Consider the following 22,619-nt stretch of genomic DNA (forward strand, 5'->3'; position numbering starts at 1 on the left):
AGGCACCCGGCCGGATTCAATTCACCGAGAATTCGGCGCGGCAACCGCCGTCCACCCAGATGCCGTTGCGGCTCCAGCCCCAGGTGCTGCCCTCCACGCACTCGGTGCTGGACAGCTGCTGTCGCACCGCGGCACCGACGGAGATGCTGGCGCCGCAGAAACGGCGCTTCTTCGATTTGGATTCGCAGGTCAACCGGCGCGGCACGTCGACGAAACGGCCATCCTCATCGGCCACCTCGAAATCACCCTGGCAGCCTCGGCTGGTCCACACCTCGTTGCGCTTGTAACCCCAGCCCTGCCCTTCCCGGCATGGCAGCACCGACAGCTGCCGCAGCAGGCGCACCGGTGCGCCGTCCAGACGCACCGGACAACTCTGCGGACGGCCATTGGATTCACAGCGGACCACGCGGCGCACCTTGCGCTTGCTGCCTGGCTCGGCCGCAGCCACTCCCTGCGCCGGGCGCGCCCGGAACTCGGCACGGCAGCCGAGCGTGACCCACACGCCGCTGCGGTCGGTGCCCCATTCGCTGCCACGGATACAGCTGTTGCTGGACAACTGGCGGACCAGATCGACGCCGTTGCTGACATCGATATCGCAGTGCACCCAGGCCATGTCGCGTGACTCGCAGGTGACGACTTCGCCGTCATAGCCGGCCTGCTGCGCCGATGCCGGCAACGGCGTCAGCACTCCCCACATCGCAATGGAGTAGACCGGTGCCGCCACAACCGCAAACCACTTGACCAAAGCCTTCCCCATAGGACTGGACGAACTGCCATGCCAGTGTCTGGCATCGGGAGTGATGAGAGCATCATCGTGCTTGCTGAATCAAGCGCGCGGACGCGGCAATCCGTTCAGTCTGTCTGGTTCAGAAAGCCGCGTGCGCTCAGGCGTCGGCGAAATCGAAGGCCAGCACGTCGGCGATGCGGGGCGTGCGGTTCATCGCCATCAACAGGCGATCGATGCCGACCGCAACTCCCGCACACGCAGGCATCGCGGGCAGCGCCGCCAGCAGTGCCTCGTCCAGCGCCGGCTGCACCTGCCCGCGCGCATGGCGGCGCTGCAGGTCGCGCTGGAAACGCGCCCGTTGTTCGTCGGCATCGTTCAGTTCGTGATAGCCGTTGGCCAGCTCCACGGCCCCCAGGTACAGCTCGAACCGCTCGGCCAGCGGCGGCGTACCAGGGCGGATGCGGGCCAGTGCTGCCTGGCTCGCCGGCCAGTCGTGGACAACGGTCATGACCGCGTCATCGAAATGCGGTTGGATGCGATGGGTCATCAGCAGATCCAGCCAGTCGTCGCGGGTCAGCCCGACCGGGTCGATATGCACGTCACCCAGCGCAGCGCGCAGCCCGGCCTCATCGGTCTGGAACGGATCCACGCCCACCTGCTGCTGGAACAGCTCGCGGTAGCTCAGCACACGCAGGCTGGCGCTGCGTCCGACCAGGCCCAGAGCCAGGCGGACCAGCTCCGCGGTTTCCTGCACCAGCCGGTGATGGTCCCAGCCAACCCGGTACCACTCCAGCAGGGTGAACTCCGGGTTATGGCGCCCGCCGGCCTCGCCGTTGCGGAACACCCGCCCCAGTTCGTAGCAGTCGCCGACACCGGCAGCGAGCAGCCGCTTGAGCGGGTACTCCGGCGAGGTGCGCAGCCAGCGACGGCGGCCGCCGGCGTCGACATGGCCGCTGAAGTCGGTATGGAAGCTGTCGATGTTGGGCTCGGTATTACCGGCCACCGACAGGATCGGTGTCTCCACCTCCAGCACGTCACGCTCTGCGAAGAAGCGGCGCACCAGCGCGTTCAGCGCGGCACGCTGCTGCAGTTTGCGCCGCAGGGCGTCGCTCACAGGATGCCCTCCGGGCGCGGGTGATCCAGCGGCAGGGTCAGCAGGTCGCGGGTGTCATCGATGTAGCCACTGGCCAGGTACAGCCGACGCGCCAGTTCGTTGTGGTGGTTCACCTCCAGGCGCAGGCGGCTGACCCCGCGTCCGCGCGCACGCTGTTCGCAGATGGCCAGCGCCTGCTTGCCCCGGCCACGGCCGCGTGCCCGCGGCCCCAGATAGAGCTCGTCAAGCAGCATGAAATGCCCGCCCTGCTCCAGGCTGAAGCCCATCGCGATCACCGCATAGCCGACCACCTGACCGGCTTCGTCCAGCCACAGCAGTACTTCGCCGTTGCGCGGATCGGCCAGCAGTGCATCGACACCGCGGCGCACGCGCACGTCGTCGAACTCGATCCTGTCCTCGGCGTAGAACGCGCGCATCAGCGAGATCAGCAGTTCCTCGTCGGCGCGGGTGGCCAGGCGGAAGTCCAGCGGGGCAGTCTGCATCGGGAATCCTTTGCTGTTTCGGGCCGGGCGCATGTCACGCCCGGCAGGGTGATCATTCGTGGTCGGCGAGGAAGGCCAGCAGACGCGCTTCGTCCCACACCGGCACTCCCAGGGCCAGCGCCTTGTCCAGCTTGGAGCCGGCTTCGGTACCCGCCACCACGAAGTGGGTCTTCTTCGACACGCTGCCGGACACCTTGGCTCCCAGCGCCTCCAGTCGCTCCTTGGCCACATCGCGGGTGAGCTGGGCCAAGGTGCCGGTCAGGACCACGGTCTGCCCGTCGAGCGGACCGGCGACGATTTCGGTCAGCGCGGGCGCCTTGGCCAGGATCTGCTGCATCGCCTCCTCGGCAGCCAGCAGCATCACGCCATGGCTGTCCGCTTCCAGCCACTGGGCAAGGCCGCGCGCGGTGTCCTCGGGCAATCCGGCATTGACGAACTGGCCATGCTCGGCATCGAGCACGGCCTGCGCGCTGGGCAGCACCGCCACCAGCTTTTCCGCGCGCAGGCGGGTGATGCCGGGGATCTCCGATTCCACCAGCAGCTGAGCCAGGTCCAGCCCCTCACGCAGCTTCGCACTGGGCGGATGCACGTCGCTGATGCGCACCTGGCCGACCTGCAGCAGATCGTCGATGGCGTGCTGGTTACCCTGCTGCTCGAAGAAGTGACCGAGCGAACGTGCCACTTCGCCACCGATGTCCGGCACGCGCTTGAACAGTGGCCAGGGCAGACGTCGGATCAAGGCCAGATCACCGAACCACTGCGCCAACGCCTTGGCCGTGCTTTCGCCGACATGTTCGATGCCCAGCGCGAACAACAGCCGTTCCAGCGTGGTGGCACGACTGGTGTCGATCGCGGCGATCAGGTTGTCGGCCCAGCGGGTCGCGATCTTCTTCGTGTTCCACTCGAAGCTGGCCGGCTGCGCCAGTGCCTTCGCGCGCCAGGCCACATCGTTGCCATCGAGCCTGAGCACGGCATTGAGCACCGTGCCGCTGCCTTCGGCCGGCAGGTGCGGCGCCAGGCTGGCGGCCAGCGCGGACGGATCTTCCGCGTCGAGCACCAGCTTCAGGTGCAGCAGCTGGTCGCGGGTGAGCCGGTACAGGTCCGCCACGCCCTTGACGATGCCGGCATCCACCAGGGTTTCGATGTACTTGTCACCCAGGCCATCGATATCCATCGCGCGACGTGAAGCGAAATGGGCGATGGCCTCCTTGCGCTGCGCCGGGCACGACAACTCACCGGAGCAGCGCCACGCGGCCGCGCCCTCTTCGCGCACGATCTCCGAGCCACAGACCGGGCAGCGCGTGGGCATCTGCCACGGCGTGGTGCCCGGCGGCCGGCGGTCGAGGATGACGCTGACCACTTCGGGAATCACGTCGCCGGCACGGCGCACGATCACGCTGTCACCCACCCGCACGTCCAGGCGCTCGATCTGGTCCGCATTGTGCAGGGTTGCGTTGGAGACGATCACGCCGGCCACGGCGACCGGCGCCAGGCGCGCGACCGGAGTGGCAGCGCCGGTGCGGCCGATCTGGATCTCGATCGCTTCCAGCGTGGTGCTCTGTTCCTGCGCCGGGAACTTGTGCGCGATGGCCCAGCGCGGTGCGCGCGAGACGAAACCCATCGCCTGCTGGCCAGCGCGGTCGTCCAGCTTGTAGACCACGCCATCGATGTCGAAGGGCAGGCCATCGCGGCGTGCGCCGATATCGCGGTAGTAGGCCAGCAATCCATCGGCGCCTTCCACCACCCTGCACAGATCGCTGACCGGGAAGCCCCAGGCACCCAGCTGCGCGAGCGTGCCCGAATGGGTATCGGGCAGTTCGCCGCCCTGCACTTCTCCGGTGCCGTAGGCGAAGAAGCTGAGCTTGCGCTGTGCGCTGATCTTCGGGTCGAGCTGCCGCAGCGACCCGGCCGCCGCATTGCGCGGGTTGGCCAGTACCTTGCCGCCATGCAGCCGCGCGCGATCGTTGTAGGCTTCAAAGTCGGCACGGGCCATGTAGACCTCACCGCGCACTTCCAGCACGTCCGGCCAGCCCTTGCCGTGCAGACGCCGGGGGATGTCGCCGATCTCGCGCAGGTTGGCCGTGACGTCTTCGCCGGTCGTGCCATCGCCGCGGGTCGCACCCAGAACGAAATGTCCATCCTCGTAGCGCAGGCTGATCGCCAGCCCGTCCATCTTCGGCTCCGCCGAAAAGCGCGCGGCACCGCGTCGCAGGCGTTCGTCGATGCGGCGCACGAAGTCGGTCACCTCCTCATCGCTGAAGGCATTGGACAACGACAGCATCGGCACCGCGTGGCGGACTTCAGCGAAACGCCCGGAGGGACGCGCGCCGACCTGCTGGGTCGGGCTGTCCGCGCGGGCCAGTTCGGGGTGCGCACGTTCCAGTGCTTCCAGCTCGCGCACCAGCCGGTCGTAATCGACGTCGGGGATCTCCGGCGCATCCAGCTCGTGATAGGCGCGGTTGGCCTGGGCGATCTGCCGGCGGAGTTCATCGACGCGTTCGGCGGGGCTGGGGCTCATCGTGATCGGTGATTCTGGGGCGGCTGGGGATTCTACCGCGCCCGGCCGTCATGCCCTGTAACGTCCCCGCCCCGGCAGTGCCGGGCCCCGCTCCGCGAAAGACGGGCTTGCCGCCCTCCACCGGCAGCGCTAGCGTGCGTCGGCCGCCCTCCGGAAACCTGCCCATGACCCTGCCTGCCTCCCGTCGTCGCTTCCTGCAGCTGGCCGGTGCCGGCCTCGCCGTCGCCGGCAGTGGCCTGCCGGGCCTGGGATACGCGCAAACCGCCCCGGCTGCGGCTCCCGCGTCGCCGCGCGCCGATGGGCCGGTGCTGCTGAACTTCAATGAATGCCCGTATGGGCCTTCCGCCGCTGCGCAATCGGCCGCTCGCGACAGCATCGCGCGCTGCGGCCGCTACCGCTTCGAGCTGGCGGCACAGGTCCGTGATGCATTCGTCGAACACAGCGGCGTCAGTGCCGATCACCTGCGCCTGTACCCGGGCTCCAGCGAGCCCCTGAACCGCGCCGCCGCAATCTGGACCGGCCCGCAGCAGGGCCTGGTCGTGGCTGATCCGACCTTCGAGGCGATTGGCGACGTGGCCGCCGCGCGGGGCGCACACGTCAGCCGAGTGCCTCTGCGCAGCGACGGCGCGCACGATGTGCGCGCGATGGTGGCTGCCGCGCACGCGCGCCCGACCGGGCTTATGTATGTGTGCAACCCCAACAACCCCACGGGTTCGATCAGCCCGCCCGCCGAGCTCGCCTGGCTGCTGGCCAGCAAGCCCGCCGGAACCCGGGTGCTGGTGGACGAAGCGTACCTGCAGTACAGCGACCAGCCGAGCCTGATCGCGCAGGTGGCCGAGCGCGATGACCTGATCGTGCTGCGGACCTTCTCCAAGCTGTATGGCATGGCCGGACTGCGCCTGGGCGCGGCAGCGGCCCATCCCGATCGCCTGCGCGAGCTGGGCAGCCTCGGCGACAACCCGCTGCCGGTGCCGGCGCTGGCCGCCGCTCTGGCCAGCCTGCACGATCCGCAGTTGGTTCCGCAGCGCCGTCTGCAGAACGCGAAGATCCGGCAGGCGACCATCGCCTGGCTGGGCAAGCGTGGCTTCAGCTGCCTGCCGTCGGAAGCGAACTGTTTCGTGGTGGACGTCCAGCGCGACGGTGCTGCCTTTGCCAGGGCGATGGCCGCACAGGGTGTGGTGATCGGTCGCAGCTGGCCGATCTGGCCGCAGCGCGTCCGTGTGACCGTTGGCACCGAGGAGGAGATGGCAGCGTTCCGCGCCGCGTTCGCCCAGGTCGCCGGGGTGCCTTCCTGACTTCATCCACGCAGGCGATGGATCTGCCGTGGTGGTGGGTGCCGACCGTGGGTCGGCATACCCGGGATGACCGCGCTTACCAGCGCGGGGTCTTGGTCAGGGGCGGCGCCTGGTGCTGGCGGTCATAGGCACGCAGCTCGTCACGGATGTGGGCGATGCGCTGGCGGCCGAGCGCGTTGCGGCTGTCGTCCAGCACCACGCCATCGAGCAGCTCGGCCATGCGCTGCACGGTCGGCAGCATCTTCTCCCAGGCATCGAGCGCGGTCAGCGGCGCCGGCAGGGTCAGGAAGAAGGCGATGGCCGGTGTCCCCATGGCACGGATGTTGGCCATGTCGAAACTGCCCGGCTTCATGATGCTGGCCATCGAGAAGATCGGCCCCCGTTCCGGATGGCCCTCCACCAGACGATGGAACACGTTCATGTGGCCGAACACCAGACCGGTTTTCTCGGCCGCCACGACGATGTCCTCGCCCCGCAGCTGCTCGCCGGCCCGTGCGGCCACGAACAGCGAGACGATCTTGTCGAAATCCTGGGTGGCGCGCTTGCCCAGGTCGCTGGCCGCGCCGGCGTCGGTGTCGGCCAGGCCCAGTTCGGCCTGTTGACCCTCTTCGCCCAGTGCCGGATCGAGGCGGGTATCGGCCAACGGTACGCCGTCCTCGCCCAGGACCGGTTCGCGGCGCTCGCTGCTGGTCGGTTCGGTGCCTTCCACGCGGCGGCCCTGGGGCTTCTTCTTCGGACGGCCAAACAGGAAGATCGCGGCGATCAACAGCAGGCCGGCGGCCAGGATGCCGATGCGCAACAGTGCCGTGTCGGACATTCGATAGGTTCTCCGGCTAGTTCATTCAGGTAACTAGGATGGCACGTCAGGCCGCGCCCGCCAATCGCGCGGCCTCTTCCAGGTCCACGCTGACCAGGCGGCTGACGCCCGGCTCGCGCATGGTCACGCCCGACAGCTGCTGCGCAGCTTCCATCGTCGCCTTGTTGTGGCTGACGAACAGGAACTGCACCTTCTCGCTCATTTCCTTGACCATGTTGGCCAGGCGGCCCACGTTGGCCTCGTCGAGCGGTGCGTCCACTTCGTCCAGCAGGCAGAACGGCGCCGGATTGAGCTGGAAGATCGCGAACACCAGCGCCACCGCGGTCATCGCCTTCTCGCCGCCGGACAGCAGCGAGATGCTGGATACGCGCTTGCCCGGCGGACGCGCCATGATGGTCACGCCGGTGTCGAGCAGATCTTCACCGGTCAGTTCCAGATAGGCATGGCCACCGCCGAACAGGCGCGGATAGAGGGCCTGCACACCGGCGTTGACCCGGTCGAACGTATCCTTGAATCGGCCGCGGGTTTCGCGGTCGATCTTGCGGATGGCGTCTTCCAGGGTCTCCAGCGCCGTGGTCAGGTCCACATGCTGCGAATCGAGATACTCCGACCGCTGCGATGCCTCGCCATACTCGTGGATCGCCGCCAGGTTGACCGGCTCCAGCCGGCGCATGCGACCGTCGATCTGGTGCACGGCCTGCTCCCAGTCCCCCAGGCGGGCGTCCTCGGGCAATGCGTTGAGCAGGTCGGCCATCACGAAGCCAGCCTTCTCCACCGCAGCCTGCAGGGTGTCAGCACTGAGCACCAGGGCCTGCTGGTCCAGCTTCCGCTGGGAAATACGCTCGCGCTGCGCCAGCGCCTGCTCATCACGCTGGTGGCGGGTCTGTTCGAAATTGCGCAGCTCGGCGTCGATGCCATCAAGCAGAGTACGCGCTTCGGCCAGGACACGGTCGGCACGCACGCGCTCTTCCAGCGCATTCTGGTGCTCGGCCTGCAGCGATTCGACCGGCGAATCACCCTCGTCCAGCTGCGAATGCAGTTCGCCCAGGCGCGAATCCAGCTGCCCGCGCTGGGTGCTCATGCGCTCCAGCGCCTGGCTCAGCGATGCCACCTGTGCGCGCTGCGATTCCAGGGTCAGTGCCAGCGAATGCGCGCGTTCGCGCACCGCCCGTGCGGCTTCGCGGGCGAGGTCGCGTGCTTCGGCCAGCTGCCGGCGTTCGCTTTCCAGGGCCTGCCGGGTCGATTCCAGGTCGCCCATGCTGCTGACGGCACTCTCCAGCCGCGAACGTGCCTCGCGCGCCTGCTCGCGGTTGACCTCGAGGGTCTCCAGCAGTTGGCTCAGCTCGCCTTCGATGCGATCGATGCGCGTGCGTGCGGCCTCCACCTTTCCCTGCTGGCCCTGAAGCTGACCCGCCAGCTCGGATACCGCACGATGCGCGAGGTACAGCGCCCGTTGCGCATCTTCGCGTTGCTGTTCGGCGGCCAGCAGCTGCTCGCGGAAGCCGGACAGCTGATCTTCCAGCTCGACCTCACGGTTCTGCAGCTGTTCGATCTGCTCGCGCAGCTCATTGATCTCGCGCTCGCGCAGCAGCGCACCCTGCTTGGCCGCACCGGAGCGCGACACGCGCACCCAGCCCTGGCCGAGACGCTCGCCGCGCTGGGTGATGATCGAATCACCGGCGGGCAGCCGGGCCTGCAGGGCACGGGCCTCGTCCAGATCCCGCGCGCCATGCAGATGCGCCAGCAGGCGTCGGATCGCCGTCGGTCCGCGCACGCGCGCGGCCAGCGATGTCGCGGCGACGTCCAGATCGCTGGCATCGTCTGACACCAGTGCGATGCGCCCTTCGCCCAGTTCGCCCAGCGCATCGACCAGAGCTGCCGGGTCGTCCACCAGCACGCCTTCGATCAGCTGGCCGAGGGCGCTTTCCACCGCGTTTTCCCAACCGGCATCGACATCCAGGCGCTCGCCCACGCGCGCGGCCGAATCCAGCCCGCGCGCCTTCAACCAGGCAACCGCGGCGCCCTGCTCCTGGCCGAGTGCGGCCTGCTGCAGGGTTTCCAGCGATGCCAGGCGACCGCGCAGGCCATTGACCTGCTTGCGCAGTTCGGCCAGTTCGTTCTGGCCGTTGCGCTGCTGTTCCTGCACGTTGGCCACGCCCTGCTTGCGCTGCTCGACCTGTTCGCTCAGCTCGTCCAGCGCAGTCTTCTGCGTGTCGTGCTGCAGGTGCAGTTGCTCGAAGGCTTCTTCCAGCGCGTCCACGTCCAGCCCGGCACGCTCGGCGGCCAGCGCCTCGCGACGCCGGTCGGCGTCGAGGATCTGCCGGTCCAGGTAGTCCACGCGGGTGCGCTCGACATCGCCGGCGCGCGAGGCCTCGGAACTCTGTGAGGTGTGCTGTTCCCAGCGGTGCTGCCAGTCGGCCAGGCGGGCTTCGGCCTCGCGCAGGCTTTCCTGCTTGATCTCGTTCTCTTCCTGCAGCGCCTCCAGCTGCGGGGTCGCGGCGTCCACCGCCTCGCGCAGCACCATCAGCTTGGCCTCGTCGCCACTGATGTGCTGGCCCAGCTCGGCCAATGCCTGCCGCGTCTCGTCGCGGGCCTTGTGCAGGCGCTGCGACAGCTCGCGCTGGTGCTGGATCTGCTGCTCCAGTCGGGCCAAGGTACTACCGACCTGGTAGACCGCGGCCTGCGCGGTATTGAGTGCGTCGGCCGCTTCCTCGCGGCGCATGCGCGAGGTCTCGATGCGGGCCTCGGCGTCGCGCTGGTCCGCGATCAGCTGCTGAAGCCGGGTTTCTTCCTGCGACAGGCCCTCGCGAAGCTTCGACAGGCGCCCATCGAGGCCTCGGAATTCCAGCGCCTTCCACTCGGCATCCTTGACCCTGCGCTCTTCCTGCAACGCCTGGTACTGCTCCGCCTGCCGGGCCTGGCGCTTGAGGTGCTCGAGCTGCTTGCTGATCTCCTCACGCAGGTCGCCCAGGCGATCAAGGTTCTCGCGGGTGTGGCGGATGCGGGTTTCGGTTTCCTTGCGCCGCTCCTTGTACTTGGAGATTCCGGCCGCCTCTTCCAGGTAGACGCGCAGATCCTCGGGACGCGCCTCGATGATCTGGCTGATCATGCCCTGTTCGATGATCGAGTAGCTGCGCGGGCCCAGGCCGGTCCCCAGGAAAAGATCAGTGATGTCGCGGCGGCGGCACTTGGTGCCGTTGAGGTAGTAGTTGCTGGTGCCGTCGCGGCTGACCGTGCGCTTGACCGAGATCTCGTTGAACGAGGCGTACTCGCCGGAGATGGTGTGGTCGGAGTTGTCGAAGATCAGCTCGACCGTGGCCTGCGAGACGGGCTTGCGGGCGTTGGAACCGGAGAAGATCACGTCGGTCAGCGAGTCGCCGCGCAGGCGGCTGGCCGAACTTTCGCCCATGACCCAGCGCACGGCGTCGATGATGTTCGACTTGCCGCAGCCATTGGGCCCCACCACGCCGGTCATGTTGGTCGGCAGATGCAGGGTGGTCGGATCGACGAAAGACTTGAAGCCGGACAGCTTGATCGTGGAAAGACGCATAGGGGTTCCGGACTGGGGCCGGCAAGCGGCCTGCGTTTACCCTCCAAGTCATTGATCCTGCTGGGATCGCCGACCGTGGAACGGGTGTGACGCCCTGAGTATACCGATGTGGCCGTGTTCTACGAATGGGCGTGGAACATCGGGGCCCGCGCGCCCGCCGGGCGGGCCGACAAAACAAAACGGGCACCCTCGCGGGCGCCCGTTCTGCGGTGATGCCAGGCCTTGCGGCGTGGGATCAGGCTTCGGCTTCGACGACGACCTTGACGGTGGTCTCGACGTCGGCGTGCAGGTGGATCAGCACGTCGTACTCGCCGATGTTGCGGAACGCGCCTTCGCCCAGGATGACTTCGCTCTTTTCCAGCGGCAGGCCGGCGGCGGTGAAGGCCTCGGCGATGTCGCGCGGGCCGACCGAGCCGTACAGCTTGCCTTCGGTCGAAGCATTGGCGGCGATGGTGACGCTCGCGCCTTCCAGCTTCGCCTTGCGGGCTTCAGCCTCGGCGTGGATGGACTGGGCCTTGGCTTCGTACTCGGCGCGCTTGGCTTCGAACTCTGCCTTGTTGCTCTCGGTGGCCGGCACGGCCTTGCCCTGCGGCACGAGGAAGTTGCGGCCGTAGCCCGGCTTGACGGTGACCAGGTCACCCAGGTTGCCGAGGTTGGTGACCTTCTGCAGGAGGATCAGCTGCATGGTTTTACTCCAGATAAGTTATTCGTTAGCGAGGCGATGCCCCGCAACAAAGGCTGTCCGAATAGCTGGCACAACGGGGCGGCACGCGGCCACCCCGCCGGGCATCAGACGTCGTGGTTGTCGGTGTACGGAATCAGGGCCAGGAAGCGAGCGCGCTTGACGGCGGTCGCCAGCTGACGCTGGTACTTCGACTTGGTACCGGTGACGCGGCTCGGCACGATCTTGCCGTTCTCGGTCAGGTACTGGCGCAGGGTGTTGAGATCCTTGTAGTCGATCTCCTTGACACCTTCAGCCGTGAACTTGCAGAACTTGCGGCGACGGAAGAACTTGGACATGGGAAGGCTCCTTAGGCGGCGGAAGCGGCGTCTTCGCCGGCTTCGTTGTCAGCGGTGGTGGTGGACTCGCCTTCTTCGTCGTCACGACGACGGCGCTCACCGCGCTCCGGCTTGTCACCCTTCTCGTCCTTGCTCTTCATGATCAGCGACTGCTCGGTGTCAGCCTCGTCACGCTTGATGACCAGGTTGCGCAGCACGGCGTCGTTGAAGCGGAAGCTCTCGGTCAGCTCGTTCAGCACGGCCTGGTCGGCTTCGATGTTCAGCAGCACGTAGTGCGCCTTCACCAGGTTCTGGATCGGGTATGCCAGCTGGCGGCGGCCCCAGTCTTCCAGACGGTGGATGGTGCCGTTGCCGTTCTCGACCAGCGACTTGTAGCGCTCGATCATGGCCGGGACCTGCTCGCTCTGGTCCGGGTGGACCATGAACACGATTTCGTAATGACGACTCATGTTTTTTCTACCTTTCGGATGTGGCCTTGCGGCCGGACAGCCCCCCGCCGTTGAGACCGCGGTGGGGCAAGGGTTCCCGCCAGGAAGGCAGGAAGCCGCGCATTATGGCGCAGATGGGGCGGCCGGGCAACCGTGGCCGAACCTGAACCCGGCAGCACCGGAATTTGTCCGAGGACCGGCCGGCAGACCCGGGAAGCGGCGCTCAGGCCTTGTCGGCGTCGGTGGTGAAGCTCTCGCCGCAGCCGCACTCGGCGGTCGCGTTCGGGTTGCTGAACGTGAAGGTCTCGCTCAGGCCGTGCTTGCCGAAGTCGATCACGGTGCCGTCGACCAGGGCCAGGCTCTGTGCATCGACGTAGATCTTCACGCCGTCCTGGTCGAACACCGTATCGCCCTCGCGCTCGTCACGGGCCAGGTCGGTCACGTGGCCCCAGCCGGAGCAGCCGGTCTTGGTCACGCCGAAGCGCAGGCCCAGCGCGCCCGGGGTCTGGGCGACGAAGCGCTGCACGCGCTCGAAGGCAATGGGGGTCAGGCTGACAGCCATGGGACTACTCCAGAGGAACAGGGACATTATAGGGAGGCTTGGGCCGCAGAAATGCCTCGCAAGCAGAACGCCGCAACCGGTAAACTCCCGTGTTCACAGATCGAGTCGATCAGCAGAGGATTCAAGTCATGACGGTGGTCAGCGTTGAACATGCGCTTGCCGGGAAGATCCCGGAAGGCGGCGAAGTCACGGTACGCGGATGGGTGCGCACGGTGCGCGGTTCAGCGAATCTGGCCTTCGTGAATGTGACCGACGGCTCCTGCTTCGCCCCGATCCAGGTCGTAGCCAACGACACCCTGGCCAATTTCGACGAGGTCAAGCGCCTCACCACCGGCTGCTCGCTGGTGGCCACCGGCATCCTGGTGAAATCGCAGGGCAAGGGCCAGTCGTTCGAGATCCAGGCCAGTGCGGTCGAGGTGGTCGGCTGGGTCGAAGACCCGCTCACCTACCCGATCCAGCCCAAGCCGATGACGCCGGAGTTCCTGCGTGAAGTGGCGCACCTGCGCCCCCGCACCAACCTGTTCGGCGCGGTCACCCGCATCCGCAACTGCCTGGCCCAGGCCGTGCACCGCTTCTTCCACGAGAACGGCTTCAACTGGATCAGCACCCCGATCATCACCACCTCCGACGCCGAAGGCGCCGGCCAGATGTTCCGCGTGTCCACGCTGGACATGGTGAACCTGCCGCGCGATGAGAAGGGCGCGATCGATTTCAGCCGCGACTTCTTCGGCAAGGAGACGTTCCTGACCGTGTCCGGCCAGCTGAACGTCGAGGCCTACTGCCTGGCCCTGAGCAAGGTGTATACCTTCGGCCCGACCTTCCGCGCCGAGAACAGCCACACCACCCGCCATCTGGCGGAGTTCTGGATGATCGAGCCGGAGATCGCCTTCGCCGACCTGGCCGAAGATGCGCGCCTGGCCGAGGAGTTCCTCAAGTACCTGTTCCGCGCGGTGCTGAACGAGCGCAGCGATGATCTGGCCTTCATCGCCGAGCGCGTGGACAAGAACGCGATCACCAAACTGGAAGACTTCATCAACGCGCCGTTCGAGCGCATCGACTACACCGATGCGGTCAGCCTGCTGCAGAAGTCTGGCCGGAAGTTCGACTTCCCGGTCGAATGGGGCCTGGACCTGCAGACCGAACACGAGCGCTGGCTGACCGAGGAGCACGTCGGCCGCCCGGTGGTGGTGACCAACTACCCCGAGCACATCAAGGCGTTCTACATGCGCCTGAACGACGACGGCAGGACCGTCGCCGCGATGGACGTGCTGGCGCCGGGCATCGGCGAGATCATCGGTGGCAGCCAGCGCGAAGAGCGCCTGGACGTGCTGGACGCGCGCATGGCCCAGTTCGGCCTGGACCGTGAGCATTACAGCTGGTACCGCGATTTCCGTCGCTACGGCTCGGTGCCGCACGCCGGCTTCGGCCTGGGCTTCGAGCGCCTGGTGGTGTACGTCTGCGGCCTGTCCAACATCCGCGATGCGATTCCTTACCCGCGCGCTCCCGGCAGCGCGGACTTCTAAGCCCCACCACCGACCACGGAGGTACTGCCCCCATGACCCTGTTCTTCGCCCTCTGCTTTGTCGGCGTCGCAGTGGCCGGGTTCAGTGCCTTCGTGATCTTCTGGCCGCTGACCCTGGTGCACGTGCGTGACCGCCATCCGGCGCTGGCACAGCGCTTCGGCAGCGGCGCCTTCCTCAAGCCCGATGCCCTGGCCTGGCTGCTGCGCCGCGACTACCGGCAGCAGCCGGATCGCTCGCTGTCCGGTTTGGCCACGCCGGCCTGGGTTTCGCTGCTGACCCTGCTGGCCGGACTGGGCATGGCCGCCCTGCTCTGGCTGGCTTCGCTCTGGTAACGCCTACATGAACGATCTCTCCGCCCCGCACGACAGCTGGTGGCTGGCCAGCCTCGGCAACACCCTGATCTGGGCCCGCCTGCGCGTGCGCCCGGCCGGCACGGCCGAAGTGCTCGACAGTGATGGCAACACCCTCAGCTACGACAGCGAGGACACTGCCCGCGCGCAGCTGTTCGACGCCGATTTCGTCGAATTCGACGGCCTGGACGAAGAAGATGCGCTGGTGCGCGGCTTCAGCCTGCATGAGGTGCAGCCACCGCACGCCGACAGCGACGAGGGCCTGCGTGGGCGCATGGTGCAATCGCTGGGCGGGCGCGCCTGAGCCCAGGCCGATGTTCACTCCGCGCGCCTTCGCCGAGACCGATCTGATCTGGCTGGACCGCCTGCTGGCGCGCGATCCGTTCGTCACCGTGCTCACCACCGGTGACGACGGCCTGCCCGAGCTGACCCGCGTGCCGGTGCTGTACCGGCGTGATGGCCAGCGCATCGAACTGCGCGGCCACTGGGCGCGGGCCAACCCGCAGTCGCGTCGCGAAGGCACCGCCAAGGTGCTGGTCGATGGCCCCCATGGCTACGTCTCGGCCAGCTGGTATCCGGACAAGGAACCGGCGGCACGCGTTCCGACCTGGAACTATGCCGCTGCCGAGCTGCGCGGACAGCTGCAGCCGTTCGACGGCACCGATGCGCTGGCCCAGCTGGTCGGCGACATCAGCGACCGCTTTGAAGCCAGCGTCGGCCAGCAGTGGCGGTTCGAGGCTGATCGTCCCGAGCACGGCCCGGAGCTGCGCGCCATCGTCGGGTTTCACTTCCACGTCGAACAGGTACAGCTGAAACTGAAGCTCAGCCAGAACCATCCCGATGCCAACCAGCAGGCGGTGATCGACGCGTTGGATCGCCTGCACGCCCCACCTTCCACCGAACTGGCGCAGTGGATGCGCTGGTTCCGCGATGAGGCCGCCAGCAGCGGCTGAACGCACCGACTCCCGCGACGACGCGGCCGGACAGCCGCGACTTGCCCCCACCGAGGTCAGGGACCCGAACATGAAAGACATCCACAAGCTGCTGCAGAACAACCGCGACTGGGCCGACCGCATCGAGAAGGAAGATCCCGAGTTCTTCCATCAGCTGGCCAAGCAGCAGCACCCGGAATACCTGTGGATCGGCTGCTCCGATTCGCGCGTGCCGGCCAACCAGATCATCGGCATGGCACCGGGCGAAGTGTTCGTGCATCGCAACGTCGCCAACGTGGTCGCCCACACCGACCTGAACTGCCTGAGCGTGGTGCAGTACGCGGTAGACCAGCTGAAGGTGAAGCACATCCTCATCGTGGGCCACTACGGTTGCGGCGGCGTGCATGCCTGCCTGCACAACACCCGCGTCGGCCTGGCGGACAACTGGCTGCGCCACGTCGGCGACGTGATGCAGAAGCACGCGGCGATCATCGATGCGCTGGAGACCGACGAGCTGCGTCATGCCCGCCTGTGCGAGCTGAATGTCATCGAGCAGGTCGCCAACCTGTGCCGCTCGACCATCGTGCAGGACGCCTGGGCACGCGGCCAGAAGCTGATGGTGCATGGCTGGGTCTACAGCCTGAAGGATGGCCGCGTGCGCGAAATGGGCATCGATGTCGGCTCGCCGGAAGATCTGCAGCCGGCTTACGAGAAAGCGCTTTCCTATGTCCCCCGCAAGGGCAAGCGCGACTGATCCCCCACGGAGCCCGACCATGCTCGCCTCACCGATCAACCTGCACGCCTGGATCGAAGAACATCGTCACCTGCTGAAACCGCCGGTGGGCAACAAGATGATCGACAACGGCGACTTCATCGTCATGGTGGTCGGCGGGCCGAACTCGCGGACCGATTATCACTACGACGAAGGCCCCGAGTGGTTCTACCAGCTCGAAGGCGAGATGGTGCTGAAGGTCCAGGAGGATGGCGCGGTCCGCGACATCCCGATCCGTGCCGGCGAGATCTTCCTGCTGCCGGCGAAGGTGCCGCACTCGCCGCGCCGGCCACCGGGCGGCGTCGGGCTGGTCGTGGAGCGCAGGCGGCTGCCGCACGAGATGGACGGTGTGATCTGGCATTGCGAGCGCTGCAACCACAAGCTGCATGAGGAGTTCTTCGCGCTGCAGAACATCGAAACCGACCTGCCCAAGGTCTTCGCGCGTTACCACGCCAGCCTGGAACTGCGTACCTGCGGCAAATGCGGCCACATCGACCCATTGCCGGCACCGGCGGCGGACTGATCGATCGCCGGGCATGGCGATTGCTGATGCATCCGCCGGGCATGGCCCGGCGCTACCGGTGTTGCGATTGCTGATGCACCCGCCGGGCATGGCCCCGCATGGCCGATGCGCGTGATCTCCGGGTAGCGCCGGGCCATGCCCGGCGAGCGCAACGCGCGGCATCACGCAGGCCCCAGGCGCTACACTGGCAGCCCCGTTGCAGCCTGTTGCCCGACCATGTCCGACCTGCTGAACCGCACCCATGCCATCGCTCTCGACGCCGCGGATCCGTTGCGGCCGCTGCGCAGTGAATTCCTGATTCCGCGCCACGGCGGTGGCGAGCAGACCTACTTCGTGGGCAACTCGCTGGGACTGCAGCCGCGCGGCGCACAGGCGGCGGTGCAGGAAGTGATGAAGCAGTGGGCTGAACTGGCAGTGGAAGGCCACTTCACCGGCCCCACCCAATGGCTGTCCTACCACCGCCTGGTCAGCACGCAGCTGGCGCGGGTGGTCGGTGCGCTGCCCAGCGAAGTGGTGGCGATGAACACACTCAGCGTGAACCTGCACCTGATGATGGTCAGCTTCTACCGGCCGACCCGGGAACGACCGGTGATCCTGATGGAAGCCGGCGCCTTCCCGACGGACCGTCACGCGGTGGAAGCGCAGATCCGTTTCCATGGCTTCGACCCGGCCGACTGCCTGGTGGAGGTGCAGCCGGACGAAGCCAGCGGCACGATCTCGATGACCGCGATCGAACGCGCGATCGCCACGCATGGCCCTCGCCTGGCTCTGGTGCTGTGGCCAGGCGTGCAGTACCGCACCGGCCAGGCCTTCGACCTCGATGCGATCACCCGCGCCGCACGCCTGCAGGGCGCGCGCATCGGCTTCGACCTGGCGCATTCGGTCGGCAACCTGCCCCTGCGCCTGCACGATGTGGCGCCGGACTTTGCCGTGTGGTGCCATTACAAGTACCTCAACAGCGGCCCGGGGGCCGTCGCCGGGGCGTTCGTGCACGAGCGTCACCACCGTGACAGCACCCTGCCACGCTTCGCCGGCTGGTGGGGCCATGACGAAGCCACCCGCTTCCAGATGTCCCCGCAGTTCACGCCCGCCACCGGCGCCGAAGGCTGGCAGCTGAGCAATCCGCCGATCCTCGGCCTGGCGCCGCTGCGCGCTTCACTGGACCTGTTCGAACGGGCCGGCATGGACGCCCTGCGCAGCAAGTCGCTGGCACTGACCGGCATGCTCGAAGCCCTGGTGCGCGCGCGCCTGGCCAACGTGCTCGACATCGTCACCCCGGCCGAGCCGGACCGGCGCGGCTGCCAGCTCTCGCTGCGGGTGATCGCCGGCCGTGAGCGTGGCCGCGCCCTGTTCGAGCACCTGCGCTCGGTCGGCGTGCTCGGCGACTGGCGCGAGCCGGATGTGATCCGCATCTCCCCCACCCCGCTCTACAACCGCTACCTGGACGTCCACCATTTCGTCGAGGAAGTGGAAGCCTGGGCCGGCCTCTGAGCCGGCACCTCCCCTCCTGCTGGACAGTTCGTTGATCGCACATGCCTCCCGCTCGTTGAGCATCATTGGTGCCGGCCTGGCCGGATCCCTGCTCGCCATCCTGCTGTCGCGGCAGGGCTGGCGGATCACCCTGTACGAACGCCGTGGCGACCCACGCGTGGCCGACTACGAAAGCGGCCGCTCGATCAACCTGGCGCTGGCCGAGCGCGGGCGCAACGCGCTGCGGCAGGCCGGCGTGGAGGACGAGGTGATGGCCCGCGCGGTGATGATGCGTGGACGCATGGTGCATCCGCGCGAAGGCGCCGCGCAGCTGCAGCGCTATGGCCGCGACGACAGCGAAGTGATCTGGTCGATCCATCGCAGGGACCTGAACACCACGCTGCTGACACTGGCCGAGCAGGCAGGTGCCACCGTACATTTCCACCGCCGACTGCATACCGTCGATTTCGATGCCGGCCATGCGCGCTTCATCGACGATCGCGACGACAGCCCGCACGACATCCACTTCGACAGCCTGATCGGCGCTGACGGCGCCGGCTCGGCGCTGCGCGCGGCGATGAACCGGCGCGCGCCGCTGGGCGAGGACATCGCCTTCCTCGATCACTCCTACAAGGAACTGGAGATTCCACCGGACCGTGATGGCGGCTTCCGCATCGAACGCAACGCATTGCACATCTGGCCACGGGGCCACTTCATGTGCATCGCCCTGCCCAATCACGAAGGCACGTTCACGGTCACCCTGTTCCTGCCCAACCAGGGCGAGCCCAGCTTCGCCACCGTCAATACCGGCGCCCAGGCCGAAGCCCTGTTCGCGCGCGAGTTCGCCGATGCGTTGCCGCTGATCCCCGACCTGCGCACGGACTGGGAGCAGCATCCGCCCGGCCTGCTCGGCACGCTGACGCTGGAGCGCTGGCACCAGCAGGGCCAGGCCGTGCTGATCGGTGATGCCGCGCATGCAATGGTGCCCTTCCACGGGCAGGGCATGAACTGCGCGTTCGAGGACTGCGTGGCACTGGCCCGCCATCTGATGGAAGCCGACGACCTGCAGAGCGCGTTCGCCGCCTTCGAGGAAGAACGCAAGCCGAACGCGCATGCGATCCAGCAGATGGCCCTGGAGAACTACCTGGAGATGCGTGATCGCGTCGCCGACCCGGCCTTCCTGCTGCAGCGCGAGCTGGAGCAGGCGCTTCAGCATCGCTGGCCGACCCGCTTCGTACCGCACTACACCATGGTCACGTTCCTGCACACGCCCTACGCCGAGGCACTGCGCCGGACCGACATCCAGCGCGACATGCTGGTGGCCGCCACGATCGGCCATACGTCGCTGGAGAACATCGACTGGGCAGCTCTGGAGGCACAGATCCATGCCCGGCTGCCGGTTCTGGAGGGCGCACACTGATGGCTGACAGCTTCCTGTTCTACGACCTGGAAACCTTCGGCCAGGACCCACGGCGAACGCGCATCTCGCAGTTCGCGGCGATCCGCACCGATGCCGATCTGAACGAGATCGACACGCCGGTGAGTTTCTTCGTGCGCCCCGCCGACGATCTGCTGCCCTCGCCGATGGCCACCCTGGTCACCGGCATCACGCCGCAGCGGGCACTGGCTGAAGGCATCAGCGAAGCCGAAGCGTTCGACCGCATCAACGAACAGCTGTCGCGCCCGGGTACCTGTGCCCTGGGCTACAACACCCTGCGCTTCGACGACGAGTTCATCCGCTACGGTCTGTTCCGCAACTTCCATGACCCCTACGAGCGCGAGTGGCGCAACGGCAACTCGCGCTGGGACCTGCTGGACATGCTGCGGCTGATGCGCGCCCTGCGTCCCGAAGGCATCCACTGGCCACTGCGCGAGGACGGCGCCACGTCGTTCAAGCTCGAGCACCTGGCCGAAGCCAACAATGTGCGCGATGGCGATGCGCACGAGGCGCTGTCGGACGTGCGCGCCACGATCGGCATGGCACGCCTGTTCAAGCAGTCGCAGCCGCGGTTGTGGGAGTACGCGTTGAAACTGCGCGACAAGCGTTTCGTCGGCAGCCTGCTGGACGTGGGCGCGCTGAAGCCGGTGCTGCACATTTCCATGCGATACCCGGCCAGCCGGCTGTGCGCGGCTCCGGTGCTGCCGCTGGCGGTGCACCCGACGATCAACAACCGGGTGATCGTGTTCGATCTGGAAGGTGACATCGACGACCTGCTGCAGCTGCCAGCCGAGACGATCGCCGAGCGGCTCTACCTGCGCGCCAGCGAACTGCCCGAAGGCGTCGCCCGGGTGCCGCTGAAGGAAGTACATCTGAACAAGGTCCCGGCGCTGGTCGCCTGGAACCACCTGCGGCCCGACGATCACGCCCGCCTGGGCCTGGATGTCGCCGCCATCGAAGCCAAGGTCGAGCGGCTGCGTGCATTCGCGCCGCAACTGGCCGAGAAGGCACGGCAGGTGTACAACCAACCACGGGACGCCGTCGTGGCCGACGTCGATGCTTCGCTGTACGACGGCTTCCTCGGCAATGGCGACAAGCCACTGCTGGCCCTGGCGCGGACCACGCCGCCCGCAGAGCTGGCTGCGCTGGAAGGCCGCTTCCGCGATCCGCGCCTGCCCGAACTGCTGTTCCGCTATCGCGCCCGCAACCATCCCGACACCCTGGCACCGGCCGAGCGCCAGCGCTGGCAGGACTACCGCCGCCAGCGCCTGCTCGGTGACGGCCGCCTGGGCGAACTCAACCTGCCCCAGTACCAGCAGCAGCTCGATGCACTGGCCGCCGAGGCGCCGGACGACGATCGCCGCCTGGCCCTGCTGCAATCGCTGCGCGACTGGGGCCAGCATCTGCAGGAGAGCTTGTGAGCACCTATTTCAGCGACGCCAGTTTCAGGTTCCTGCGCAGCCTTGCGCGGCACAATGAAAAGGCCTGGTTCAACGACCATCGCCAGCAGTACGAAGACCATGTACGGCAGCCGTTCCTGCGCCTGCTGGGCGACCTGCAGCCCGCGCTGGCCGAGGTCAGCGCGCATTTCCGTGCCGATACCCGTGGCGTCGGTGGTTCGCTATTCCGCATCCATCGCGATGCGCGCTTTTCAAACGACAAATCGCCGTACAAGACCTGGCAGGGCGCACGCCTGTTCCATGAACGCCGCCGCGAAGTGGCCGCTCCGTCGTTCTACGTGCATCTGCAGCCGGGCGAGAGCTTCGTCGGTGCCGGCCTGTGGCACCCCGAACCGGACACCCAGCGCCGCGTGCGCCATTTCATCCTGGACAACCCCGGCAGCTGGAAGGCCGCAGCGCATGCACCCGCCCTCCGCCGGCGTTTCGATTTCGAGCAGAGCGAGAAGCTGGTCAGGCCGCCGCGTGGCTTCCCCGCCGATTTCGAGTTCATCGACGATCTCAAGCATCGCAACTGGGTGATGTGGCGCTCGCTGGACGATGAGACGATGACCGGGCCGCGCCTGCTGTCCACGCTCGGCAAGGACCTGGCCGCGCTCGGCCCCTTCGTCGACTATCTGTGCGCAGCACTGGATCTGGAGTTCTGATGCCGCTGGCCCGGCAACGCCGCCCGCTCGGCCGCACCGGCCTGTCCGTATCGCCGGTCGGGCTGGGCTGCTCGGGCTTCTGGGGCCATCGCCGCTTTGCCGAGCATGCCGCCGCAGCGATCGTCGAGCACGCGCTGGCCCAGGGCGTGAACCTGTTCGACACCGGCCACAACTACTCCGGCTTCCATGCCGAACCGCGCCTGGGCCGCATCCTGCGGCCGCTGCTGGCCCGCTACCCGCGTGAGTCACTGGTCATCTCCAGCAAGGGCGGCACACTGACCGGACAGGCCGGCATCAGTGGCGCAGAACAGCGCGATTTCTCGCCTGCGGCCATCACCGCCAGCTGCGAAGCCTCACTGCGCAACCTTGGCCTGGATTACCTGGACATCTACCAGCTGCATGGCGCCACCGCGCACGACATCAACGACGATCTGCTCGATGCGCTGCAGCGCCTGCGCGAACGTGGCCTGATCCGCGCCACCGGCATCAACACCCACTCAGCCTCGACGCTGCACTGGATGCTTGCGCATCCACAGGCATTCGACGTGGTCCTGCTGGACTACAACGCGCTGCAGCAGGATCGTGCGCCGCTGATCGACCAGCTGCATGCGGCCGGAATCGGCGTACTGGCAGGCACCGTGCTCGCACAGGGCCACCTGCTGCCCAGCCAGCCTCGCCGGCCGAGATTGGCCGATGCCTGGTACCTGGCGCGCGCGTGGCTCAAGCCCAGCAGCCGCCGTCTGATGCGCAGCGCACGTGCGATGCGCCGGGCCATTGCGGCGATCGACAGCCAGCGTCCGGCCCAGACTGCGTTTGCCTACGTTCTGGGCCACCCCGGCGTGGCCGCCGGCATCCTGGGCACTACCCGCGTCGGCAGTCTGGAGGAGGTGCTGGCCACGCGACCCGAAGCACTGCGCCCCGCCGACCGGCAACGCCTGGTCGCGGCCTATGGCGACGGCAGCGGTTCGCCCAGTCATTGAGTCTTCACCCCGCC

At 67.4% G+C, this 22,619-nt stretch carries 22 protein-coding genes; 12 read left to right on the forward strand and 10 right to left on the reverse strand.

Going from position 1 to position 22,619, the window contains the following annotated elements; genetic code table 11:
- Positions 1-16 precede the first annotated feature (16 nt).
- The 4 genes from ACX9OW_RS08240 to ligA all read right to left on the reverse strand — a co-directional run bounded on the left by ACX9OW_RS08240 (position 17) and on the right by ligA (position 4,847).
- Complete coding sequence (locus ACX9OW_RS08240; protein ID WP_080375199.1) at positions 17-745, reverse strand: DUF3011 domain-containing protein; 729 nt, start codon at positions 743-745, stop codon at positions 17-19.
- A 139-nt stretch (positions 746-884) separates the two neighbouring features.
- Positions 885-1,841: an EF-P lysine aminoacylase EpmA gene (gene epmA / locus ACX9OW_RS08245; RefSeq protein WP_459062169.1), complete on the reverse strand. Its 957-nt coding sequence runs from the start codon at positions 1,839-1,841 to the stop codon at positions 885-887.
- The gene (locus tag ACX9OW_RS08250; protein ID WP_053515463.1) at positions 1,838-2,323 is read right to left on the reverse strand and encodes a GNAT family N-acetyltransferase; all 486 of its coding nucleotides are present in this window, start codon (positions 2,321-2,323) and stop codon (positions 1,838-1,840) included. Before ACX9OW_RS08250 ends, epmA begins: the two co-directional genes overlap by 4 nt.
- A 52-nt stretch (positions 2,324-2,375) precedes the next feature.
- Positions 2,376-4,847, reverse strand: a complete 2,472-nt coding sequence (gene ligA, locus ACX9OW_RS08255) for an NAD-dependent DNA ligase LigA (RefSeq protein ID WP_459062470.1) — start codon at positions 4,845-4,847, stop codon at positions 2,376-2,378.
- Between the two features lie 158 nt (positions 4,848-5,005).
- Between ligA and ACX9OW_RS08260 the strand changes: the two genes are divergently transcribed.
- A complete protein-coding gene (locus tag ACX9OW_RS08260; RefSeq protein WP_065182900.1) occupies positions 5,006-6,136 on the forward strand; it encodes a pyridoxal phosphate-dependent aminotransferase in 1,131 nt (376 codons plus the stop codon).
- 76 nt (positions 6,137-6,212) lie between these two features.
- Here ACX9OW_RS08260 and zipA read toward each other — a convergent pair whose 3' ends face one another.
- The 6 genes from zipA to ACX9OW_RS08290 all read right to left on the reverse strand — a co-directional run bounded on the left by zipA (position 6,213) and on the right by ACX9OW_RS08290 (position 12,513).
- Positions 6,213-6,953, reverse strand: a complete 741-nt coding sequence (zipA, locus tag ACX9OW_RS08265; protein ID WP_459062170.1) for a cell division protein ZipA — start codon at positions 6,951-6,953, stop codon at positions 6,213-6,215.
- A 46-nt stretch (positions 6,954-6,999) separates the two neighbouring features.
- The gene (gene smc / locus ACX9OW_RS08270; protein ID WP_459062171.1) at positions 7,000-10,503 is read right to left on the reverse strand and encodes a chromosome segregation protein SMC; all 3,504 of its coding nucleotides are present in this window, start codon (positions 10,501-10,503) and stop codon (positions 7,000-7,002) included.
- Between the two features lie 235 nt (positions 10,504-10,738).
- Positions 10,739-11,188: a 50S ribosomal protein L9 gene (gene rplI, locus ACX9OW_RS08275; protein WP_053515452.1), complete on the reverse strand. Its 450-nt coding sequence runs from the start codon at positions 11,186-11,188 to the stop codon at positions 10,739-10,741.
- 104 nt (positions 11,189-11,292) lie between these two features.
- Entirely contained in the window at positions 11,293-11,523 is a 231-nt protein-coding gene (rpsR, locus tag ACX9OW_RS08280; RefSeq protein WP_002804494.1) for a 30S ribosomal protein S18, read from the reverse strand.
- Positions 11,524-11,534: 11 nt separating this feature from the next.
- A complete protein-coding gene (gene rpsF / locus ACX9OW_RS08285) occupies positions 11,535-11,972 on the reverse strand; it encodes a 30S ribosomal protein S6 (protein WP_053515451.1) in 438 nt (145 codons plus the stop codon).
- 202 nt (positions 11,973-12,174) lie between these two features.
- Positions 12,175-12,513 (reverse strand): HesB/IscA family protein, encoded by a 339-nt coding sequence (locus tag ACX9OW_RS08290; protein ID WP_053515449.1) that lies wholly within the window; start codon positions 12,511-12,513, stop codon positions 12,175-12,177.
- Between the two features lie 128 nt (positions 12,514-12,641).
- Here ACX9OW_RS08290 and asnS point away from each other — a divergent pair, with 128 nt between their 5' ends.
- The 11 genes from asnS to ACX9OW_RS08345 all read left to right on the forward strand — a co-directional run bounded on the left by asnS (position 12,642) and on the right by ACX9OW_RS08345 (position 22,605).
- Entirely contained in the window at positions 12,642-14,036 is a 1,395-nt protein-coding gene (gene asnS / locus ACX9OW_RS08295; RefSeq protein ID WP_074899267.1) for an asparagine--tRNA ligase, read from the forward strand.
- 32 nt (positions 14,037-14,068) lie between these two features.
- Positions 14,069-14,368, forward strand: a complete 300-nt coding sequence (locus ACX9OW_RS08300; RefSeq protein WP_053515445.1) for a hypothetical protein — start codon at positions 14,069-14,071, stop codon at positions 14,366-14,368.
- A gap of 7 nt (positions 14,369-14,375) precedes the next feature.
- Entirely contained in the window at positions 14,376-14,690 is a 315-nt protein-coding gene (locus ACX9OW_RS08305; protein WP_053515443.1) for a hypothetical protein, read from the forward strand.
- A gap of 10 nt (positions 14,691-14,700) precedes the next feature.
- Complete coding sequence (locus ACX9OW_RS08310) at positions 14,701-15,339, forward strand: FMN-binding negative transcriptional regulator (protein WP_053515441.1); 639 nt, start codon at positions 14,701-14,703, stop codon at positions 15,337-15,339.
- A 70-nt stretch (positions 15,340-15,409) separates the two neighbouring features.
- The gene (can, locus tag ACX9OW_RS08315) at positions 15,410-16,072 is read left to right on the forward strand and encodes a carbonate dehydratase (protein WP_053515439.1); all 663 of its coding nucleotides are present in this window, start codon (positions 15,410-15,412) and stop codon (positions 16,070-16,072) included.
- Positions 16,073-16,091: 19 nt separating this feature from the next.
- Positions 16,092-16,613 carry a 3-hydroxyanthranilate 3,4-dioxygenase gene (locus ACX9OW_RS08320; protein WP_128987771.1) on the forward strand — a complete coding sequence of 174 codons (522 nt, stop codon included), beginning with the start codon at positions 16,092-16,094 and terminating at the stop codon, positions 16,611-16,613.
- A gap of 216 nt (positions 16,614-16,829) precedes the next feature.
- Positions 16,830-18,104 (forward strand): kynureninase, encoded by a 1,275-nt coding sequence (gene kynU / locus ACX9OW_RS08325; RefSeq protein ID WP_053515435.1) that lies wholly within the window; start codon positions 16,830-16,832, stop codon positions 18,102-18,104.
- A 31-nt stretch (positions 18,105-18,135) separates the two neighbouring features.
- Positions 18,136-19,503 (forward strand): FAD-dependent oxidoreductase, encoded by a 1,368-nt coding sequence (locus ACX9OW_RS08330; RefSeq protein WP_197601041.1) that lies wholly within the window; start codon positions 18,136-18,138, stop codon positions 19,501-19,503.
- Positions 19,503-20,942 carry an exodeoxyribonuclease I gene (gene sbcB, locus ACX9OW_RS08335; RefSeq protein ID WP_065176050.1) on the forward strand — a complete coding sequence of 480 codons (1,440 nt, stop codon included), beginning with the start codon at positions 19,503-19,505 and terminating at the stop codon, positions 20,940-20,942. Before ACX9OW_RS08330 ends, sbcB begins: the two co-directional genes overlap by 1 nt.
- Positions 20,939-21,625, forward strand: a complete 687-nt coding sequence (locus ACX9OW_RS08340; protein ID WP_053515430.1) for a DUF2461 domain-containing protein — start codon at positions 20,939-20,941, stop codon at positions 21,623-21,625. Before sbcB ends, ACX9OW_RS08340 begins: the two co-directional genes overlap by 4 nt.
- A complete protein-coding gene (locus tag ACX9OW_RS08345) occupies positions 21,625-22,605 on the forward strand; it encodes an aldo/keto reductase (protein ID WP_053515428.1) in 981 nt (326 codons plus the stop codon). Before ACX9OW_RS08340 ends, ACX9OW_RS08345 begins: the two co-directional genes overlap by 1 nt.
- Positions 22,606-22,619: the final 14 nt, after the last annotated feature.

The sequence above is a fragment of the Stenotrophomonas genospecies 5 genome (assembly GCF_054473825.1).

Bases quoted from the DNA above. Each gene is read 5' to 3' on its own strand.
- ACX9OW_RS08250 (WP_053515463.1), bottom strand. From the start codon at position 2,323: ATGCAGACTGCCCCGCTGGACTTCCGCCTGGCCACCCGCGCCGACGAG.
- ACX9OW_RS08260 (WP_065182900.1), top strand. From the start codon at position 5,006: ATGACCCTGCCTGCCTCCCGTCGTCGCTTCCTGCAGCTGGCCGGTGCC.
- zipA (WP_459062170.1), bottom strand. From the start codon at position 6,953: ATGTCCGACACGGCACTGTTGCGCATCGGCATCCTGGCCGCCGGCCTG.
- smc (WP_459062171.1), bottom strand. From the start codon at position 10,503: ATGCGTCTTTCCACGATCAAGCTGTCCGGCTTCAAGTCTTTCGTCGAT.
- rplI (WP_053515452.1), bottom strand. From the start codon at position 11,188: ATGCAGCTGATCCTCCTGCAGAAGGTCACCAACCTCGGCAACCTGGGT.
- rpsR (WP_002804494.1), bottom strand. From the start codon at position 11,523: ATGTCCAAGTTCTTCCGTCGCCGCAAGTTCTGCAAGTTCACGGCTGAA.
- rpsF (WP_053515451.1), bottom strand. From the start codon at position 11,972: ATGAGTCGTCATTACGAAATCGTGTTCATGGTCCACCCGGACCAGAGC.
- ACX9OW_RS08290 (WP_053515449.1), bottom strand. From the start codon at position 12,513: ATGGCTGTCAGCCTGACCCCCATTGCCTTCGAGCGCGTGCAGCGCTTC.
- asnS (WP_074899267.1), top strand. From the start codon at position 12,642: ATGACGGTGGTCAGCGTTGAACATGCGCTTGCCGGGAAGATCCCGGAA.
- ACX9OW_RS08300 (WP_053515445.1), top strand. From the start codon at position 14,069: ATGACCCTGTTCTTCGCCCTCTGCTTTGTCGGCGTCGCAGTGGCCGGG.
- ACX9OW_RS08305 (WP_053515443.1), top strand. From the start codon at position 14,376: ATGAACGATCTCTCCGCCCCGCACGACAGCTGGTGGCTGGCCAGCCTC.
- ACX9OW_RS08310 (WP_053515441.1), top strand. From the start codon at position 14,701: ATGTTCACTCCGCGCGCCTTCGCCGAGACCGATCTGATCTGGCTGGAC.
- can (WP_053515439.1), top strand. From the start codon at position 15,410: ATGAAAGACATCCACAAGCTGCTGCAGAACAACCGCGACTGGGCCGAC.
- ACX9OW_RS08320 (WP_128987771.1), top strand. From the start codon at position 16,092: ATGCTCGCCTCACCGATCAACCTGCACGCCTGGATCGAAGAACATCGT.
- kynU (WP_053515435.1), top strand. From the start codon at position 16,830: ATGTCCGACCTGCTGAACCGCACCCATGCCATCGCTCTCGACGCCGCG.
- sbcB (WP_065176050.1), top strand. From the start codon at position 19,503: ATGGCTGACAGCTTCCTGTTCTACGACCTGGAAACCTTCGGCCAGGAC.
- ACX9OW_RS08345 (WP_053515428.1), top strand. From the start codon at position 21,625: ATGCCGCTGGCCCGGCAACGCCGCCCGCTCGGCCGCACCGGCCTGTCC.